Source organism: Clostridium chromiireducens (assembly GCF_003575225.1).
Taxonomy (GTDB): Bacteria; Bacillota; Clostridia; order Clostridiales; family Clostridiaceae; genus Clostridium; species Clostridium chromiireducens.
In genome coordinates this window covers 975,660-993,733 of sequence record NZ_QXDJ01000002.1, presented here as the reverse complement: position 1 = coordinate 993,733, position 18,074 = coordinate 975,660, and the positions used below count along the sequence as shown (strand labels likewise).

Below are 18,074 nucleotides of genomic sequence, written 5' to 3'. Positions count from 1 at the left end.
AAACTTCAATCGTTACATCCCTTATGAAGATCATGAATTACCTCAACGAGAAATTCAAATTTATAATGTACCCTATACACTTATAGTTGAATCCAATATCTTTGTTTTATCTTTCCATCTTCAACAACTTCATTTTCCAAAACCCCACCATTTTTAATAATGGTATTAGCTGATGCAACATTACTTTTAAAACAAGTAATCAAAACCTTTAACATTCCTATTTTTTTACACTCTTCCAATGCTAAAGCAAGCATTTTAGTTGCATATCCTTTTTGACGTTCACTTGGTCTAATTCCATAACCAATATTACCACCATATTCTGATAAATATTCGTTCAAATAATGCCTGATATCTATTGCACCTATCAAATATTTTGAATTTTCATCAACTAAGAAGTATATATCAGAAGGAACAATTCCACTTTGTAAATTTATACCTTTTGAATTATTATTAGCTTCAATTAAAAATTCCTCAAAAGTATTAACATGACCTTTCATTGCTAGCGGAGTTAATTTCTCTTCATTCTTTTTAAACTCACTAATCAAGCTTTCCCATTCATATTTATAATTACTTGTTAATTTAATAAGCTTCATTTCCACTACTCCTTTGGATGCAATCCATTCTATAAATTTATTATTGTCTGTGTACTATAAAAATAGTCTTTCCCAGCATTTTTCATTACATCGCAACCTTTAAATCAATTACACTTATTTTCAACAGCTACTTTTTTGACCAATATATAAAAAATGCTGGCTTGTACCAATTAAATTTTTATCAGTACTTAGTTAAAAGCATACTTCAATCCATTTATTATATTGATCTTCGTTAAGTGAATATATTTCTTTTTCCTTACAACCCAAAATATTTTCTACACCCGCAAAAACTAATTCATGTATACCAAAGTCAGACATTAATGATATAACTTCATTAGGACTTGAAAAATAGGCTGTTGTAAATCCTTCACCTTCCTTGTTTTCTCCATCTTTTAAAAATATTATAAACTACATATTGAATGTATTTTCTATTATATTAGGTAGTAAACTGTAAATTGACTTACCTATTTTTTTCTCAAAATACTCTTTATTCTCGAAAGTTGACTTCCATCTTGGAATTGTATATTCGTTAACTCCGCCTCTTAATGCTATATCTACAATTCTTTTCTCTATTAATACAAAACCAAATGGTAATGCTAAATAATCACATAATCTTATTAATTTATCATAATCATTCTCTTCTATACTAGATAAATAATCTTTTGCAAAATTATATTCTTCAGTTGTACCATCCCATTTGCCTACAATAATTACCTCATTATTATAGGTAAATGCTGTATGACTTAAACAAGTTCTTGCTACTAAATCATATCCTTTACTAATTGCATAATTATATCCATCTAGACCATGCCTCATACCGTGCACGCCTTCTCTTCTTCCTATATCATGCAATAACCCTAAAATATATGCTAATTCAGAATCTAGGTCATCTGTCTGTTCTGCTATTAGTTTTGCTGCCTCAGCTACATTAATTGAATGTTCTATCCATGGTCCTGGATTTAACTTGCCACATTCTTCTAAAATCTTCTTTGCTTCTTCTAAAGTAGGTATACCTTTTTTATTACAATATTGCATACTTATATCTCCTTATAAAAAACTCTCCATAAATTAAATTGGCACAACACTTACAACTCCAATTGTTACATATGTTATGAATATTCTGTGTTAAGATTTACTTATATTGTTACTAGCATTCAAATGTCTTGTATTATGGTATTTAGCAGAAGTTTTCTTCTATCGTTACTTAAATTATGATATATAGCTTCTTCCTTGTAATCTGGCACTATAAAACTATTATCAATATTCATTAGACTTGCTAAATATTTATTAAATTCATAATGACTTACTGGTTTTTCTCCTGATATATTTATTGTTCCTGTAAAACTATTATATGAAAGTTCAATTATTGTATTTGCTAAATCTTCTACATTAACAAAACTGGCATACATATTTGCTGTTCTTGAATACGTTTTACCTGTTTTTGAAATTTCAAGTAACCCTTTCATCCTACAATCCATTTTTCCATCATAGTCATACCCATAAATACTCCCAGGTCTTACAATTACATGATTAGGGTGCTTTCTTACTATGGTTTCCCCTTCAATTTTACCATTAATATATTTATGTAAATATTCATCAGGTTTTCGCTTATGAGGAATTACATCTTCAATTTGATCTTTTCCGTTTCCAACTGTAGTAGAAACATAAATCAAACGTACATCTTTAAAAATATTATTAACTATCCCATTCATGCCTATTTCTGATAATGACATTTCTTGTTCTATATCCATAATGCTCCAAATAATTATATCTGGTTTCAATGAAAGTATTTTATCTATATCTAACTTATCCAATACATTGATTTGTAAAAGTTCATGATTACTTGAGGTATTACAAGTTCCATAAATGTCGTCATTACTATACTCCCTAATTTTCTTATATATTGTATTTCCTAAATATCCACTTGCTCCCATTATCAATAATTTCATAAATGTTCTCCTCGCCTTTTTTTAGCTCTATCAGGGGTATGTCATATAAGAAAATAGCGGTACAATTCAACTTCACATTGTACTCAAAAAATTACTACTCTTTAGTTAAAATGTGTTCTACTGTCGCTGATTGATTAGACAGTTTTTCTTTGAAAAACTCCGGATAAAGATATACATCTGCAATTTTATCCAACGGAATCCATTGTAGTTCTTCTTTTGCTCCATCTTCTGTAAAACTCATGCAAATTGCATTCAGGGCATCCATGTCTTTCATGTAAAAGAAAAAGGACAGTTCATGGAATCTTTCTTCTGTAACATCTTCAGTAAAAAAATTTTCATGAACAAATCCAAGTCTTTCTATTTCCATTTAAGCTCCAGTTTCTTCATACACTTATCTTACAACGGTCTCTTCAGCCGATTCGTGTAACTTAACTCTTCCTCCAACACTGTAAAAATAAGGTACTTTATTATTCTTGACCATCAACAATTTATTATCATGCATAATAATTGCACCTACTCGATAGTTAAATTTTCCTTGCTCTGTCTTAAAAGTTAAATCCATTCTCTCCATTGTATTCCCCCAAAATATTTATTAGCTTTTAATTGCAACGTTGTAGTAACTACAAAACCTTAATTGCTATACCACATAAGAAAATTGTGTCTCAACTTTTTATAATTTTATTCATTAGCAACTTTTACTTTGTATAACTTTCCAACAGGAATTATATCATCAATTACATATAAGTCATTTTCTGGACGTATTAAATGAATTGTATGCATACCAATTTTCTCTGCAATTTTTACATTTTCTAATTTATCGTCAATAAATAAACATTCCTCTGGTTTATTACCAATCTGCGCTATTGAATATTTATATATATCTTCTCCTGGCTTTCTCATTTGTACAAAAGATGATATTGTGATTAACTTAAAGTATTTCCTGATTTCTAAAAAGTCAAATACCCAATCAACACTTGGCAAAGCATTTGAAATAACACCTACGTATAATTATCCGCTAAATTCTTCAATATAGATTTCACTTCAGGATATAACTTATAATAACTTGAAAATTGAGTCAACATAAATAATTCATCTGCTAGATACGGATTAGTGCTATCCACTTCACAGGCTACAGTATTATAAACTATTTTCCAAAGCCTCTTCTCGTCATTCCAATTTTTAGGTTCTATACCTTGTCTAAAATATGTATTAACTTCTTGACTTGATTTCTCTAATGCTCTTTCAATTAAATCTTTATTAATTCCACGTGAATTTAGGATTTTTTTTAATTTATCCTGTGGACTAACTTTCTCATAAAATAGTACGCCCCCTGCATCAAAAAAAATCACTTTAATAGAATTATTCTTCAATAAAATACACCTTCTTTCTCAAACTTTTTAACTATGTGAGAAATAAAAAATGTTACCACATTAATTAACAATTGTTACACAATATAAGAATGTGCACAAAATTATATACTGATAAATTGAAATTTGTCAGTCAAAACTAAGTTAAATTCGTTGATTGAGGTAATTAATCATAACTTTCCCATTGGTTTCAAGTGTTAGTTTAGATACAGAACCACTTAATCCTATGAATCTTCTTTTCGCAAGTGCATAAAACGAATCGCCTATAAGCATAGATTGTAAAAAGCTTAGTGTGGTGCCATGAGATATGATAAGAATTTTTTCCTGGTTGTTGGATATTATATCTTGATAGAAAGGGTATAAGCGATTCCAAAGATCGTTGTCTGATTCAGCATCATCAAATGGCTTGTAATCTGAATCATAATATTCATTTTCTGGTTTTTTGTTACTATGATACCATTCTCGTGACTTCCCATTACCAGCTCCAGCATTTACCTCACGTATAACCTCTGCTACAACAGGTGTAATATTAAGTGTTCTATTTATTTCCTGAGAAGTCTGGAATGCACGTTTTAAATCAGACACATACATACTAAAACCTTTATCACAATTTTCATTAAGCAACCATTTCCCAATCTCATAGGCTTGTTCTCTACCAAATTTAGTTAGTTCCCAATCTCCCCATGCACCTATCATATTATTGATATGGTGTTGTGATTGCGTATGTTGCACCATAATAATTGTTTTTCTTCTTTTATTTTGAAAAAATGTTTTGATAATTTCTTCTGCTATTTCATGACCAAACCAGCCCTCTCCTACATCCTCTCTTGGATAGAGACGGTGCATATCTTCCTTTTCACTATCAGTCAATTGAGAAAAATCAGTTATGTCTCTGTCTTTTAGGACTCCAACTAGCTTATGATCACCATCGTTTCGGCGAAAAACACCAATGATTTTGATGGTGTCTTCATCACCAAGCTTGTACTTCTTATCTGTCATAACTATAACATCTAGGTGTGCACATGGTGGTGTTCCAGATTCCTTGATCCAGCCATAAGGTTGATGGACATTTCTTGAATAGCTAAGGCTGATACAATCTTTTTCAATAAAAGTATCTGTCTGGGCACAATATTTCATTCGTTTAGGGTATGAGTATGTTTGTTCAATTTTTACTGTATAAATCATTTTGTTTCCTCCTATAATTCTAATCTGTAATTCCATGATTTATGAATTTTATAGTAATCAACTCGATAAATTACTATTTGTCTGCGAATTATACAACTAGTCCCTAATTCGTAGTTTGAGAATAATGTGCACAAAATTATATACTGATAAATTGAAATTTATATTCCTAGTTTTATCTTTCCATTTACAATATCACAAATCACTTTAATCAAAAAAGAGTGCTCTCTTTCCAAGACTCTCGCAGCTAAATTTTCAGGCATATCATTAGGCATCACTGGCACTTCTGTTTGTGCAACAATTTCACCACTATCATAATTTTCATTTACTCTATGAATAGTTACACCAGATACTTTTTCTTTTGCTTGTATTACTGCTTTATGAACATTCATACCATACATTCCTTTTCCCCCATACTTTGGAAGTAATGCAGGATGAATATTAAATATTCTATTTTCATATTTTCTCAAAACTGGATATCCTAACATTTTCATATAGCCAGCCAAAAAAATCATATCAATTTTATTTTCTCCCAGAATATTCAATATTCTTCTATCTAATTCATCATTATTAGGAATTACTTTTTGGCTAAGATAATATCCCAATATTCCTTCATTTTTAGATCTTTGTAATGACATTGAATCCAAATTGTTGCTAATTACTAATTTGACCTCTGCATTTATTTTTTAGATTTGCAACCATCTATTATAGCTTGTAGATCTGACCCTCCATGTGATGCAAATACTGCTATATTCATAGTTAGTCCCCCTTATAAATTACGATTTTCTAGTCAGTTCTATACCTTGAAATTTAGATACCAATGAAACTTACTACTCAATTAACAATTCTTTTAGATAACCACTAAAATACTTACCACATTTTTCAACTTCTCCAAGAACACGCTTAATTCCATAATCATTTTTAAACCAATTATCTTTAGAAATACCTTGAGTATCTATAGGACAAACATAAAAATCTACATTGGGAAATACTACACTATATGTCATTAGAACTCTTCTTGCATGAAATGCTTGACACACTAAAATGGCTTTCTTTATTTGCAAATTATTCTTGTCTAATATTCCTTTAGAGAATAATGCATTCTCATAAGTATTAGTTGATTCATCTTCCTTAAGAATTGCCTCTTGTGGCACTCCATTTTTTATAAGTACCTCTCTACAGAACTCCCAGTCTGTTTCGTAAGAGCCCTCATAGCTAGTACCTTTTATATTTTCAACAGCAAATTTATTATTTTTACTACTATACCTACCCGCTGGTAGCAATAATTTTGACAATCCTTGTTTATATAATTCTCCAGCTAATTCAGACAATTGATATTTTGAGGAACCTGGTATAAAAATTACATCAGATTCTTTAATCTCTTTTATATCATTTTCAACAAATATAAATTCCGTTATATCTTTTATTATCTTCATCACAAATCTCCCCTTCAAATTACTATTTGTCTGCGAATTATACAACTAGTCGCTAATTCGTAGTTAAAGAATGTTGCGAACAATTTAACTTGTTTCAGCACCTATTTCATCTTATTATAAGCTTTATTCATTGCCTCACTAATAATTCTATTCATATTATTTACTTCAAAATACAATATCCCCTGTTCAGTTGCTCCTCCTTTTGTTGCAACTGCATTTGCCGTTTCTTCATAATCTCCCATATCTATAGCATTACAAAAAGTCTTGGATACTATCTTCTCGCTTACTTCTTTGCTAAATCCAAAGGCTTGACCTGCCTTTTGAAAAGCATTCAAGATATGGGCCGCAAACCCTAAACCGCAAGCAGAAAATGCAGTAACCTTTTCAATATCTTTTTCCTCAATTTCAAAGGCATATCCTAATTCATTAAGTATTTTTTTGACAAATGTATCATTTGTTTTTGTATAGCCTATAACACCATCAGCTCTATCTATGGCTACACTTGGCATTGCCCTTGTTATAAATATATCTCCAAGTATTTCTTGCATAGATTTAATTGTCATACCTGCCATAAAGCTTACATTAATTTTATGTTTAACATCTTGTTGAATATCCTTACTTAATTCAACAAATACATTTCCTTTTATCACCCAAAATAAAATGCTTGCTTTTTCAATTATGTCGTTAATATCATTACAAACCTGCACCCCAAATTCTTTTTCAGCTACATCTTTTGTTCTTTCTGATTTTGCTAATATAAATATTTCATCTTTAGAAACTATATTTTTAAATATCAATCCCTTTGTTAATGCTTTTCCTAAATGTCCAAAACCAATAATACCAATTTTCATATCTTTCTCCATTCATAGTTTTAAATAATCTTTGATTCTTCATTATTTACATTGGTACAACACTTACAAACTCCAATTTTTACATTCCTTAAGAAAGTTTCGAATTAACACTGCTATGAATTATGCTTATAATCTAATAGAACTATTCCCATAATATAGTTTTTTACTTTTTCATAAATCCAAAAAATTTAAAGATGATCTCCTCCATATGAATATCTATATTTTAATATACAAATAGCACTTACTTAATCTTACACAACACTTATTACACGTTTTTAAAATTTATATTTCTCAGCTTGTAGATTAAACATTTCTGCATATTTTCCATCAAAGTTCATAAGTTCTTCATGGCTTCCCTGCTCAATAATTTCACCCTTTTCAAGCATATATATCCTATCGGCCATTCGTGCACTTGAAAGTCTGTGGGAGATAAATATAACAGTTTTATTTGCGGCTGCCTCTAGCATAGTTTGGTTTAAGTTATATTCACTTATAGGATCAAGGGCACTTGAGGGCTCATCAAGTATGATAATCTGGCAAGGCTTTGCAAACACTCTTGCAATAGCTATTTTTTGTGCCTCACCACCAGATATATTAACACCATTTTCTTCAAACTCCCTGGTAAGTGGAGTGCAAATACCATTTTTATATGAAGTAAGCTTGTCTGTAAAGCCACTATTTTCAAGTGCATTAATAATAATATCCTTCTCATTATTTGTGACTTCATCCATTATTACATTTTCAGCAATATTAGCAGCAAATATTTGATAATCCTGAAAAACTGTTCCAAAACTATTTCTGTAGCTTTCTAATTCATAATTCTTTATATTAACATTATTTAGAAGTATTTCACCTTTAGACACATCATATAAACGCATTAAAAGCTTTGTCAAAGTTGTTTTGCCTGCTCCATTATAGCCGACAAAGGCAATTTTCTCATAGGGCCTTATATTGATCGAAATATTTTTTAGTATTTCACCACTTTTTTCGCTATAGGCAAAGGATACATTCTTAAGTTCAAGCAAGGATGGTTCTTTTGGTACTGATTTAGCATTATCAATATTCTTAATTACCTCCTTATAGTCTAAAAATGCCCTCATTTTTTCTATGTATAGGCTGTTTTGCTGAAACTGCGGTATTAAGTTTGAAATTCCTTTAAGATTAGATTTCATTCTTCTAGCAGAACTTAGTAAAGCAATAACTGTACCTGCACTTATAGATTGCTTTACTACAGCAATAAATAACAGATAAATCATATATAAACCATCTAATATAAAACTGTTAAATATATAATCATTTAAAAAACCTAAAATTAATTGTTTTTTAGAATATTTGTTTATAGTATTTAAAATATCATTATTAGTGTCGTTAAAATCCATCTTTAGCTTTGGAGTAATGTTATTTAATCTAATTTCTTTTGCATAATCTGTAAGATAGAATACTCTATTTATATAACTACGCTTGCGCTGTTTCGGTTTCAATTCCACATCCATTTTGAATCCAAGTTTATTTATTTCTATATCAGTTAACAAAATTAATACAAAGGACATAGTAACAAAAATTAATCCCATTTTATTAAATAAAAGAAAGAGAGTACCTGTAGTTAAAATTACACCCATGCTCTCACAAAATTTGTATAAATATTCAATGGTTTTGTCTACTCTATTCGTAGCTTCACTAATGCTCCATACAAATTCATTGTAATACTCTGGGTTATCATAGCATGACAAATCAATTTGTGCAGCTTTTTGAAACAATTCCATCTGTATATTTTTATGAAGCTTTTCCTTAGAATTAAGTTCAATATACTGGGTATAAAAAATACCAAATAATATTTTTAGTGCTACTATAACTGAAATCACACTTATATAGGTCACAACATCTGAGAATGGTCCCTTGTATTGTATTGTATCTGTTAAATATTTAATACAATAGGTATGTTCGAAAAATACAACAATTGCGCCTAGAAAAGGATACAAACAAGAAGTTATTAAATATAATGGGGTATATTTAAAGGCATATTTAAGAATAAAAAGGTTATTTTGAATAACTCTTTTAAAACTTTGTTTTATCATAATTTCACCATCCAATGAGTATTAAATTTTAGTTCTCTTCAATATATTGTTCTGCTTGCTTTTTAAACATATCAGCGTACTTGCCCTCACTATTCATAAGCTCCTCATGAGTTCCTTCTTCTATTATGACTCCATTCTCAAGCATATATATCTTGTCAGCAAGTATTGCAGATGATAATCGGTGTGATATGAAGATAACGGTTTTATCCTTACAGGCTTCCATCATGCTTTCGTATAGCTTGTACTCAGCAATTGGATCTAAAGCACTAGAAGGCTCATCAAATATAGCAATTTCAAAACTCTTAGCAAAAGCTCGTGCTATAGCGATTTTTTGAAATTCTCCCCCTGATAAAACAACCCCATCATCGTTAAATTCACGAGTTAAAACAGTATCAATCGTGTTTTCAAGGGACATAACCTTTTCATAAACTCCACTTTTTATTAAAGCCTTTTTAACACATTCAATATCATCAATATTCTCTGGCTTTCTCATTAAAACATTTTCTGCAATGGTCATTGAAAATATTTGAAAGTCTTGAAAAGCTGTTCCATATAGGCTTCGATACTGTTTTACATTATAGTCTTTTATATTTTTACCATTAGCACATATTTCACCACTAACTGGATCATATAGTCGCATTAAAAGCTTTACTAGCGTTGTTTTACCTGCTCCGTTATGTCCAACAATAGCTATTTTCTCTTTCGCCCCAATTCTCATATTAATATTTTTTAACACTGGATTTTTTTGTCCTGGAAAAGTGAATTTGAGGTTTTTAAGTTCTATTGAACTAATTTTTTTGTCAGGTATAAGACCATCTTGATTTTCAGAAATTTTAGGTTTGTAATCAAGAAATTTGCGGAGATTTTCAATATATAGACTGTTTTTTAGAGTAGTACTAATTTGTTCAGCAAGACCTATTAAAATCCATGAAGCACTAACCATTGCACTTGCAAGAACTCCAAAATCACTTAATGTTATAGTCTTTGTGACGATAGCACCATAAGCACTATAAAATAAGACACCTTGAAATATAAAAAGGAAGGTAAATATATCTCTAAGATAGTATACAGTAATTCCCTTTACTTTATATTTTTTAATAACATCAATAACCCCCTTATAACCTTCTTCATAAGTGCTTTTTAATACATTAAAAATATTTGATAGACGTATTTCCTTTGCATAGTTTTGCAAGTATACAATTCTTGTTACATAGTCCATTTTTCTTCGATGCGCTACACTTTCAACATCTCTTAAGTAGATTATATTATTCATTATTTTACCAAACACGAAATTACCTATTAAAGGAAAAGCTATAAATAATACAACATAATGATCTACTGTATACATAAACACAGATACATATATTGCTGAAATTACAGCAAACAGAATCGCCGAAACATTATCAAGCACAGAGGAAATTCTTGAGTCAGTTTCCTTTATTGCAAGAGTATAGGTATTGTAGAAATTTGTATCCTCATAACAAGCGAGTTCCACTTCTGTTGCTTTGTCAAATAACATTTCATTTAGCTTTGAATAAAGTATATTGTCTGTGATTGGTCTAAATCTTGTGGTATACCAATTAGAATAAAATGATAATGCTGAAAATATTATAATAGTACCAATTACAAACAGAACAATTGAGGCAAAGCTTTGCTGGTATTGTATAGCAGCCAGTATATATTTTATAAATACAACGGTATAAAATATCCATGAAAAATAATCTATAGCACTCATAAAAAAGTCTGCAATAACCCTTTTAGGATATGCTTTCCAAGCAATTTTGAGTATATAAAAATTATTAATAAACACTTTTCTTAAACTTTTATTTTCATTCTGTTTTACATGCTTGATTTTTTCACTTTCTTTCATAAAAGCTCATCCTTTATTTTTAATATTTTTAGACATATGAAATATGCCTTATGAAAATCACTACAAACAAATAAACTCTCACTGGAACAAATTTAGGATATTCATTTTGACATTAGTAAAATGTTTAAAACGTGCTAAATTACTATATATTCTAAATATTTTGCAAATTATTCTAACTAAATACTACCAATAATAGTGATGTTTGTCAATATAATTTTACATTTTTAGGTTTTATTTGTAACACAGTCACTTTACATTTGTTTGTTTTTTTACATGTTCATAAGATTATTTTTACAGTTATTTTGAGGAAATTATTGCCCAAAGCCTCATTTAATCCCGATAACCATATCCACAAAAAATAAAAGCTGAATTGTTCAGCTTTTACTAAAACTTTGTATTAGTAAGTTTGATTTTTTTACAAAGTAATGTTATATTTATATAAATGGTTGTTACAAAGATGAAATATATTGGTGAAAAAAGATAGGGATAAATTATGAGTAAAGAAAGAGAATTTGGTGAAGGTGTTATTTTCACGATTACAAATTATGTATGGTGGTTTTTTTTAGGGAATTTTTATTTTTGCATTTTGAATATTCCTTTTATATTTGTAGCAGTAGGAATGAGAATTTATGGCACTGTTGATATGAATATGATTAGTATTTTAATGTTCTCCTCAATACCTATTGGACCTGCACTAACTGCACTGTTAAGTTTAATGGGTAAGCTCACTAGAGAGGGCGATATCGATGTTACAAAAGACTTTTTTAAAGCTTATAAGGTGAATTTCCTTGATTCAATACTTTTTTGGACATTAGGGTTAAGTATTTTAACTTTAGCATGGGTTAATATATTGTTCTTTAATGATAGCTCTAGTTTTACTATAACTGGAATTATATCTAAGATTATGATTTTTGCATGTATTGCTTTAGGGTTTTATATCTTTCCTATAATATCAAGATTTTATTTTAAGAAAAAAGATGTTTTAGTATTATCTTTAATATATCTGATTAAGAAAATTTATGTATGTATAATATGTATTGCAGCAGCCTATATGCTATGGTTTATACTAATTACAATTAAATTAGCTGTGATACTGCCATTGTTTTCTGTAAGTATTCTATGTTACTTGGTAATGTTACTGGAAAAAGGTATGCTTCAGGAGATTGAAGAAAAATACATTAATAAGGATATTGAAGTTCAATAAACATAGCAAAATTAAATATATTTACTTTGTAGAATTCCTAAAGTTGTTTAATCCAGCTTTAGGAATTCTTTTTGTTCAGCATTATCCCTATTTTAATTTGCATTTCGTTACTATGTTATCTTTCAAAGGTATGAATATTAGTTTTTGTAATGCTCTTTGATGTAAATCTTCATTTATTTCTTCTGGGTCATACCCCAATGTAGGTTTTTGATTGCCTATATCTACTAAAAAAGTTGTACTATTTTTTCAATTTCTTTACTAAACTTAAAAACAATATTACCTTTCACATTTATCCCTTCCATTACTTCTCGTAAAATTGCATCTTCTGGAGTTTCACCTGTTTCAATTCCTCCACCAATAAAGTAGTGCCTAAATGTTTTGTTAATTTTATCAACACATCCATATCCAAAAATTGCTTTTCCATTTTGTATTATTATTCCTTGAACCCTATGTCGCATAATAAACTCTCCCCTTTTGATGTAAGCACACAATAATTTACATTGGTGCAACACTTACAAACTCCACTTTTTACATCCCGTATGAAGAGTGTTAATTAATTGAACTTCATTTTACGCTCACAATTTACATTTAAATGTGCATTTATATCTTTTTATTCCTACTCCGTATTTATTGCCCAAAGATTGGATGTTGAAACCAAACTTTTTGTAAAACCCAACAGCATCATCATCTGTCTCGGCTATAATCTCATTAGGTTCAAATATATTAATACAATGGTTTATTAGAGAACTACCGATACCTGATTTTTGAATACTATTAAGGACAGCAATATCAAGTATTATGATTTCTTTAATGTTGCTTAGATTCAATACAATTATACCTTTATAAGTTTCATTATTTTTAAGTGAAAACACCACTGTATTCTGATTTGAAATATACTTATCCGCCCGATTATTCAGCCTATCTTCTGTAGGATTATATACACTTTCAGCAAGAACAGACAGCAGCTGTTTATTTTTCAATAATGATTTAGATTCAATTATTTGTTCCATAATACCTCCATATTATACAAATGATTACCTCGTAATAATTTACATTAGTGCAGCATCCATTAAATTGGGATTGCTACCCTTTAACGAATATTGTAAATTAATTCTTGTTTATTATGCGAAAGAATAAGGTTCATCAACTTTTCCTATTTCATAATTACACTCAATTATTTCACCAGGTGCAATTTTTTCTGCATATGTCAATGTTCTTATAACCATTCCATGGCATACCATAATCACTTTATTATAATTAGCGTACTTGTCTGCAACCTTTTTTACTCTGCTTCTTAATGAATTTAAATCTTCCCATCGTCTTGTTTCCCCGTTAGGATAGATGCCTTTATGGTTATTAAAATCTTCTGTTAATTCTAGACATTTTTCAAATACACGATATTGAAAGGTTAAATCAGGCATCCACTCATGTAAATCCATCTCTACTGTTATATCAATATTTGTCTTTTGAGAGATAATTGCAGCAGTCTGTAAAGCCCTTGTATATGGGGAAGATACAATCATGTCTGCACTTTTTAATCTTGGGTCTAATGCTGTTATTAATGCTTGTGATATACCTTCTTTTGATAAAGGTGCTAAATCTCTTCCATGTCCTATATATCCTCTTTCATCGCATGGGTTATAGTCTGGTTGCCCATGTCTAACTAAATAAAATTGTGCCATATAGTACCCTCCATTCAATTCACAATAATTTACAGTGGTGCGACAACTACAAATTTTAATTACCACACCTTTTAAAAATAATGCGTCTTAATATATACAGATTATGCTCATATATTTCTTGGTCTATTTGAAGATGACGGATTCAATATAATAATCTATCAAGACGTATATCCAATCTTTTATATCACTAAATTTATATCCTAATTTTTCTGCCTCATTCGTATTGATACTGTATTCAGGTTCACCATTGTAAGGTGCTCTTTCACCATCTTCCGATAAAACAGCTTTTTTACCTGTTCTTTCTATCACATAGTTCAGTATTTCTCTTATAGAAATAGTTCCATAGGAACTTCCATTGATAGGACCTAAATAACATTTATCAGCAAGGAATGCCATAAATTTACCTGCTTCATCTGAGCGAAGAAATCCCATCTGATAATCAATATTATCTATATGCATTGGTATTCCTTTTATAGCATGCTCTACATAGAAAAATAACCGTTTGGTATAATCATCTTTTCCAATAACAAATGGGTATCTTACAGCAATTGCGTTTATGTTCTTGTAACTCTGCCATAATGCACACTCAGCCTGTCGTTTTATTTCGTCATATGGGAAATCCATTCTTGAACACCAGATGAGTTTCTTTTCTAAAGGCTTAAAGTCATCTTCTTTTGTATTCCAATGTTTTTCATAAACTGATGTACTTGACATCATAATATATTTATTACATTTAATAACATCCAGTACGTATTTCACGTCATTTGAGCAGTAGGCAATTTTATCATATATTACATCAAAGAATCTGTCAGACAATGCTTTTTTAACACTATCAGCATCTGTTCTTTCAAAAGTGATTCTGGAGACTTTATCACCATAACAATCTTTTACATTCCCTCTCGTTGCTATCGTAACATTATGTCCCTGTGTTAATAACTCTTTAACTAGATAAATTCCAAAATATCTTGTTCCCCCTATAACCAAAATATCCATAAGTGTCCTCCATTAATTATATAAAAATTTCTTCTTTCATTATAATTTACAAGGTTATAGTAACTTCAAAATCTTAATTATTACAACTTTTATGGAAAATTTGTACTAATGAATTAAAATCTACTGAAAAAAATTGCTAGCTTCTTTTAATACTTTCGGAATATCTATTCCTTGAGGACATACATCAACACATTTCCTACAATAAATACAACTGTTTATTGAATATTTATTTTTATTAAAATTCATTTTAGCACTTTCAAAATCCATTGTTACTGCATTATTATATTGCATAAAAGCATTATATATATTAATATTTTGTGGGCAAATCCCACAATATCTGCATGTAGTACAAGGTACTTTAATAAGTTTTCTATACACTTCCGATACCTTGTACAATGCTTCTGTCTCTTTCACTGATAACATACCTATGTATGAATTATTAGCTATTTTTATATTTTCTTTAACTTGATCTATATGGTTCATTCCGCTTAATACTATATCCACATCATTACGATTAAACAGAAATTCAAATCCCCACTCCGCTAAACTTTTATCTGGATTAGCATTATGCAAAATACTTTTTATTTCACTGTTTGCTTCATTTACAAGTTGTCCACCTCTAAGTGGCTCCATTATTATAGTGCCAAGCCCATTATTATCAGCATACTGGAGCCCACTTATCCCTGCCTGCATATTTATGTCTACGTAATTCATTTGAATCTGTGCAAACTCCCAATCATATTTAGTAACTATTTCATTAAATAGAGATGCTGTTCCATGATAACTAAACCCATAGTGTTTTATTATACCTTGACGTTTTTTCTTTTCAAAGAAATCAATAATCCCTATTTGTTCAAAAGTCTTCCAACGCTTATCTGTAAGGGCGTGAATCATATAAAAGTCAATATAGTCTGTTTTAAGTCTTTTTAATTGACCTTCTATTAGATTTTCTACGTCTTGAATTCCGTCTTTAACGTGCCAAATTCCTACCTTAGTTGCTATATTTATTTTATCTCTATAATTTTTAATAGCTTCTCCAAGAACACTTTCACTTTCTCCTGACAAATAATTTTCTGCTGTATCAAAATAGTTTACACCATTTTCATATGCATAGTTAATCATTTCAAAAGATTTTTCTCTGTCAACTTTTCCTTCAATTATTGGCAATCTCATAATTCCAAATCCCAGCACTGACACATCAACACCGGTTTTTCCTAATTTTCTATATTGCAAGGTACACATCCTCCTTTTAAACTAATTCTATAGTAAAGAAATATTATAAATATTTTTCCATCTTAATATGACCTTCGTCATTAAGAATATCCACACTCTTTTCATATTCATATCCTAATTTTCTATAAAAGTTCTTTCCTGTAATTGATGGGTCAACAATAATTCTTTTTGCATTTAACTTTCTAGCTTTCTCTTCAAGCTTTTCTATAAGAATCCTACCGATACCCTTTTTATGATACTCTGGTAAAACAAAAACTGTTAGTAACCAATATATACTTTTATCTTTAACGAAATCATTGCATATACTTGCAGTCCCTATAACATTACCTTCATATATTGCAACATAAGTTAGTCTATTCTTAAACTTTTTAATTATATCTTCAGGCTTAAACTTTTCAGCCTGTTTGTATATCTCTTCTTTGCCATAATCTTCAATATTTACTTCGAATAAATTCCTTGTTATTATATTTGAAATTTTTTTGGCATCACATTCTTCATATTCTCTTACTAAAACATTCATATATATCCACCCACTCAATAATGCATACTTCTCCTCTGCCTTCATTTCCAATCTTATAAATTAGTTTCATTCTTTAAGAACATTGTGAATTATATAATTAAATTTTATTATGTTCCAATGAGGTTATTATGACTACTGCTTTGCTTCTACTTGTTCATCAATCCATTTGTATACATTGCTCATTTCTCCTGCATAATCATCATTAATCTCAAAAAATTTAGCATCATTCTTCTTACAGAGTTCTTTGACTTGCGAATGGAATTTAATAAAATTATCTTTATTCATATAAAAATCATCACATTCCTTTTGTTCTATCTCACTTCTATACTCAACAATTCCTGAATCAAAATACTTCTCAATATAATCCTTTGAAAAACCTATATATAAAGCAATTATCTGTTTTAAATAATTAGGTTCAAAATCACTAATATGTTCGGGAGGTAAATAGCACCCTTCGATGATGATGTGCTGTCCATTCTCAATATTGGTCATTATTATCCCTTTTACTATTGGCCATAGTTTATATATAAGTTCATTATCACCGTCAATTGCAGAAAAATCACAATATTTACTTCCACGAATCAACCCCATTTTTATATGGTCTATAGACAAATATGGAATCTTATATTTTTCTAGTAATTTTTGAGCCATCAATGTTTTCCCTGTGCAACTAACTCCACCAATTAAAATAACCATCGTTATTTCCCTCCAAATATCAAATATATTTACAACACAATAATTTTAAATATGAATTCCCATCATTTGAGGAATGTATTCTATTGTCATGTTCAGCAATCATTTTATATATTTTATTTAGTTCCAATTCTGAACAATAATCAGATAAAATACCTCTCACAATTTCCGCACCATTTTCAGGATGATTTTCTTCTCCATTCATTATGTCATGAAACCATGCTGAAATTATTTTCTTTCCCAGGGCGACTTCTCTTTTCAGCCATTAAATCATATACCATTTTCTTTATACCCTTTAAATCCATAACAAGACTCCCTCTAAAATTAATTCCATAACTGATGAAGATATTTGATTCAATTGATAACTTAGAGTTACAATTTTTCAATTCTCCCCATAAATTTCTATTTATAATAATCAACTTTAAA

Annotated in this window: 23 protein-coding genes; 1 reads left to right on the top strand and 22 read right to left on the bottom strand. The window is 29.6% G+C overall.

The window, feature by feature from the left end; translation table 11 throughout:
• Positions 1-80 precede the first annotated feature (80 nt).
• The 14 genes from D2A34_RS09900 to D2A34_RS09840 all read right to left on the bottom strand — a co-directional run bounded on the left by D2A34_RS09900 (position 81) and on the right by D2A34_RS09840 (position 11,323).
• The gene (locus tag D2A34_RS09900) at positions 81-593 is read right to left on the bottom strand and encodes a GNAT family N-acetyltransferase (RefSeq protein ID WP_119366513.1); all 513 of its coding nucleotides are present in this window, start codon (positions 591-593) and stop codon (positions 81-83) included.
• A gap of 192 nt (positions 594-785) precedes the next feature.
• Positions 786-911 carry a hypothetical protein gene (locus D2A34_RS27410; RefSeq protein WP_279221611.1) on the bottom strand — a complete coding sequence of 42 codons (126 nt, stop codon included), beginning with the start codon at positions 909-911 and terminating at the stop codon, positions 786-788.
• 90 nt (positions 912-1,001) lie between these two features.
• Positions 1,002-1,628 (bottom strand): HD domain-containing protein, encoded by a 627-nt coding sequence (locus D2A34_RS09890; RefSeq protein WP_119366512.1) that lies wholly within the window; start codon positions 1,626-1,628, stop codon positions 1,002-1,004.
• A gap of 119 nt (positions 1,629-1,747) precedes the next feature.
• Entirely contained in the window at positions 1,748-2,542 is a 795-nt protein-coding gene (locus tag D2A34_RS09885) for a sugar nucleotide-binding protein (RefSeq protein WP_119366511.1), read from the bottom strand.
• 94 nt (positions 2,543-2,636) lie between these two features.
• On the bottom strand, positions 2,637-2,909 hold the full coding sequence (locus D2A34_RS27195; RefSeq protein WP_243128309.1) for an NUDIX hydrolase: 273 nt from the start codon (positions 2,907-2,909) through the stop codon (positions 2,637-2,639).
• A 24-nt stretch (positions 2,910-2,933) separates the two neighbouring features.
• Positions 2,934-3,113 (bottom strand): NUDIX hydrolase, encoded by a 180-nt coding sequence (locus D2A34_RS27190; protein ID WP_243128300.1) that lies wholly within the window; start codon positions 3,111-3,113, stop codon positions 2,934-2,936.
• Positions 3,114-3,220: 107 nt separating this feature from the next.
• Positions 3,221-3,535, bottom strand: a complete 315-nt coding sequence (locus D2A34_RS09875) for an HAD-IA family hydrolase (RefSeq protein ID WP_119366510.1) — start codon at positions 3,533-3,535, stop codon at positions 3,221-3,223.
• Positions 3,536-3,540: 5 nt separating this feature from the next.
• Positions 3,541-3,912, bottom strand: a complete 372-nt coding sequence (locus tag D2A34_RS09870) for an HAD family hydrolase (protein ID WP_119366509.1) — start codon at positions 3,910-3,912, stop codon at positions 3,541-3,543.
• A 141-nt stretch (positions 3,913-4,053) separates the two neighbouring features.
• On the bottom strand, positions 4,054-5,094 hold the full coding sequence (locus D2A34_RS09865) for a histidine phosphatase family protein (RefSeq protein WP_182629346.1): 1,041 nt from the start codon (positions 5,092-5,094) through the stop codon (positions 4,054-4,056).
• 158 nt (positions 5,095-5,252) lie between these two features.
• A complete protein-coding gene (locus tag D2A34_RS09860) occupies positions 5,253-5,729 on the bottom strand; it encodes a formyltransferase family protein (RefSeq protein ID WP_243128298.1) in 477 nt (158 codons plus the stop codon).
• A gap of 192 nt (positions 5,730-5,921) precedes the next feature.
• Positions 5,922-6,527 (bottom strand): YdcF family protein, encoded by a 606-nt coding sequence (locus D2A34_RS09855; RefSeq protein WP_119366508.1) that lies wholly within the window; start codon positions 6,525-6,527, stop codon positions 5,922-5,924.
• A gap of 101 nt (positions 6,528-6,628) precedes the next feature.
• A complete protein-coding gene (locus tag D2A34_RS09850) occupies positions 6,629-7,378 on the bottom strand; it encodes a pyrroline-5-carboxylate reductase family protein (RefSeq protein WP_182629345.1) in 750 nt (249 codons plus the stop codon).
• Positions 7,379-7,653: 275 nt separating this feature from the next.
• Complete coding sequence (locus D2A34_RS09845) at positions 7,654-9,453, bottom strand: ABC transporter ATP-binding protein (protein WP_119366506.1); 1,800 nt, start codon at positions 9,451-9,453, stop codon at positions 7,654-7,656.
• 28 nt (positions 9,454-9,481) lie between these two features.
• Entirely contained in the window at positions 9,482-11,323 is a 1,842-nt protein-coding gene (locus tag D2A34_RS09840; protein WP_119366505.1) for an ABC transporter ATP-binding protein, read from the bottom strand.
• Positions 11,324-11,816: 493 nt separating this feature from the next.
• Between D2A34_RS09840 and D2A34_RS09835 the strand changes: the two genes are divergently transcribed.
• Positions 11,817-12,527 (top strand): DUF624 domain-containing protein, encoded by a 711-nt coding sequence (locus tag D2A34_RS09835; protein ID WP_119366504.1) that lies wholly within the window; start codon positions 11,817-11,819, stop codon positions 12,525-12,527.
• A 224-nt stretch (positions 12,528-12,751) separates the two neighbouring features.
• Here the strand turns inward: D2A34_RS09835 and D2A34_RS09830 are convergent, their stop codons facing one another.
• The 8 genes from D2A34_RS09830 to D2A34_RS09795 form a co-directional block, all read right to left on the bottom strand.
• Positions 12,752-12,985 (bottom strand): NUDIX domain-containing protein, encoded by a 234-nt coding sequence (locus tag D2A34_RS09830; RefSeq protein WP_119366503.1) that lies wholly within the window; start codon positions 12,983-12,985, stop codon positions 12,752-12,754.
• A gap of 117 nt (positions 12,986-13,102) precedes the next feature.
• Positions 13,103-13,537: a GNAT family N-acetyltransferase gene (locus D2A34_RS09825; RefSeq protein WP_119366502.1), complete on the bottom strand. Its 435-nt coding sequence runs from the start codon at positions 13,535-13,537 to the stop codon at positions 13,103-13,105.
• A gap of 111 nt (positions 13,538-13,648) precedes the next feature.
• Complete coding sequence (locus D2A34_RS09820) at positions 13,649-14,209, bottom strand: histidine phosphatase family protein (protein WP_119366501.1); 561 nt, start codon at positions 14,207-14,209, stop codon at positions 13,649-13,651.
• Positions 14,210-14,332: 123 nt separating this feature from the next.
• The gene (locus tag D2A34_RS09815) at positions 14,333-15,202 is read right to left on the bottom strand and encodes an NAD-dependent epimerase/dehydratase family protein (protein ID WP_119366500.1); all 870 of its coding nucleotides are present in this window, start codon (positions 15,200-15,202) and stop codon (positions 14,333-14,335) included.
• Between the two features lie 120 nt (positions 15,203-15,322).
• Positions 15,323-16,435, bottom strand: coding sequence for an aldo/keto reductase (locus D2A34_RS09810; protein WP_182629344.1), 1,113 nt, complete (start codon positions 16,433-16,435; stop codon positions 15,323-15,325).
• 43 nt (positions 16,436-16,478) lie between these two features.
• Positions 16,479-16,955 (bottom strand): GNAT family N-acetyltransferase, encoded by a 477-nt coding sequence (locus D2A34_RS09805; protein WP_182629343.1) that lies wholly within the window; start codon positions 16,953-16,955, stop codon positions 16,479-16,481.
• Between the two features lie 132 nt (positions 16,956-17,087).
• On the bottom strand, positions 17,088-17,651 hold the full coding sequence (locus D2A34_RS09800) for a 2-phosphoglycerate kinase (RefSeq protein ID WP_119366497.1): 564 nt from the start codon (positions 17,649-17,651) through the stop codon (positions 17,088-17,090).
• 19 nt (positions 17,652-17,670) lie between these two features.
• Positions 17,671-17,853: a hypothetical protein gene (locus D2A34_RS09795; RefSeq protein ID WP_119366496.1), complete on the bottom strand. Its 183-nt coding sequence runs from the start codon at positions 17,851-17,853 to the stop codon at positions 17,671-17,673.
• Positions 17,854-18,074: the final 221 nt, after the last annotated feature.

Excerpts from the sequence above, each read along its gene's own strand:
- D2A34_RS09900 (WP_119366513.1), bottom strand. The coding sequence starts at position 593 with ATGAAGCTTATTAAATTAACAAGTAATTATAAATATGAATGGGAAAGC.
- D2A34_RS27410 (WP_279221611.1), bottom strand. The coding sequence starts at position 911 with ATGTCTGACTTTGGTATACATGAATTAGTTTTTGCGGGTGTAGAAAAT.
- D2A34_RS09890 (WP_119366512.1), bottom strand. The coding sequence starts at position 1,628 with ATGCAATATTGTAATAAAAAAGGTATACCTACTTTAGAAGAAGCAAAG.
- D2A34_RS09885 (WP_119366511.1), bottom strand. The coding sequence starts at position 2,542 with ATGAAATTATTGATAATGGGAGCAAGTGGATATTTAGGAAATACAATA.
- D2A34_RS27195 (WP_243128309.1), bottom strand. The coding sequence starts at position 2,909 with ATGGAAATAGAAAGACTTGGATTTGTTCATGAAAATTTTTTTACTGAA.
- D2A34_RS27190 (WP_243128300.1), bottom strand. The coding sequence starts at position 3,113 with ATGGAGAGAATGGATTTAACTTTTAAGACAGAGCAAGGAAAATTTAAC.
- D2A34_RS09865 (WP_182629346.1), bottom strand. The coding sequence starts at position 5,094 with ATGATTTATACAGTAAAAATTGAACAAACATACTCATACCCTAAACGA.
- D2A34_RS09860 (WP_243128298.1), bottom strand. The coding sequence starts at position 5,729 with ATGTCATTACAAAGATCTAAAAATGAAGGAATATTGGGATATTATCTT.
- D2A34_RS09855 (WP_119366508.1), bottom strand. The coding sequence starts at position 6,527 with ATGAAGATAATAAAAGATATAACGGAATTTATATTTGTTGAAAATGAT.
- D2A34_RS09850 (WP_182629345.1), bottom strand. The coding sequence starts at position 7,378 with ATGAAAATTGGTATTATTGGTTTTGGACATTTAGGAAAAGCATTAACA.
- D2A34_RS09845 (WP_119366506.1), bottom strand. The coding sequence starts at position 9,453 with ATGATAAAACAAAGTTTTAAAAGAGTTATTCAAAATAACCTTTTTATT.
- D2A34_RS09840 (WP_119366505.1), bottom strand. The coding sequence starts at position 11,323 with ATGAAAGAAAGTGAAAAAATCAAGCATGTAAAACAGAATGAAAATAAA.
- D2A34_RS09835 (WP_119366504.1), top strand. The coding sequence starts at position 11,817 with ATGAGTAAAGAAAGAGAATTTGGTGAAGGTGTTATTTTCACGATTACA.
- D2A34_RS09830 (WP_119366503.1), bottom strand. The coding sequence starts at position 12,985 with ATGCGACATAGGGTTCAAGGAATAATAATACAAAATGGAAAAGCAATT.
- D2A34_RS09825 (WP_119366502.1), bottom strand. The coding sequence starts at position 13,537 with ATGGAACAAATAATTGAATCTAAATCATTATTGAAAAATAAACAGCTG.
- D2A34_RS09820 (WP_119366501.1), bottom strand. The coding sequence starts at position 14,209 with ATGGCACAATTTTATTTAGTTAGACATGGGCAACCAGACTATAACCCA.
- D2A34_RS09815 (WP_119366500.1), bottom strand. The coding sequence starts at position 15,202 with ATGGATATTTTGGTTATAGGGGGAACAAGATATTTTGGAATTTATCTA.
- D2A34_RS09805 (WP_182629343.1), bottom strand. The coding sequence starts at position 16,955 with ATGAATGTTTTAGTAAGAGAATATGAAGAATGTGATGCCAAAAAAATT.
- D2A34_RS09800 (WP_119366497.1), bottom strand. The coding sequence starts at position 17,651 with ATGGTTATTTTAATTGGTGGAGTTAGTTGCACAGGGAAAACATTGATG.
- D2A34_RS09795 (WP_119366496.1), bottom strand. The coding sequence starts at position 17,853 with ATGAATGGAGAAGAAAATCATCCTGAAAATGGTGCGGAAATTGTGAGA.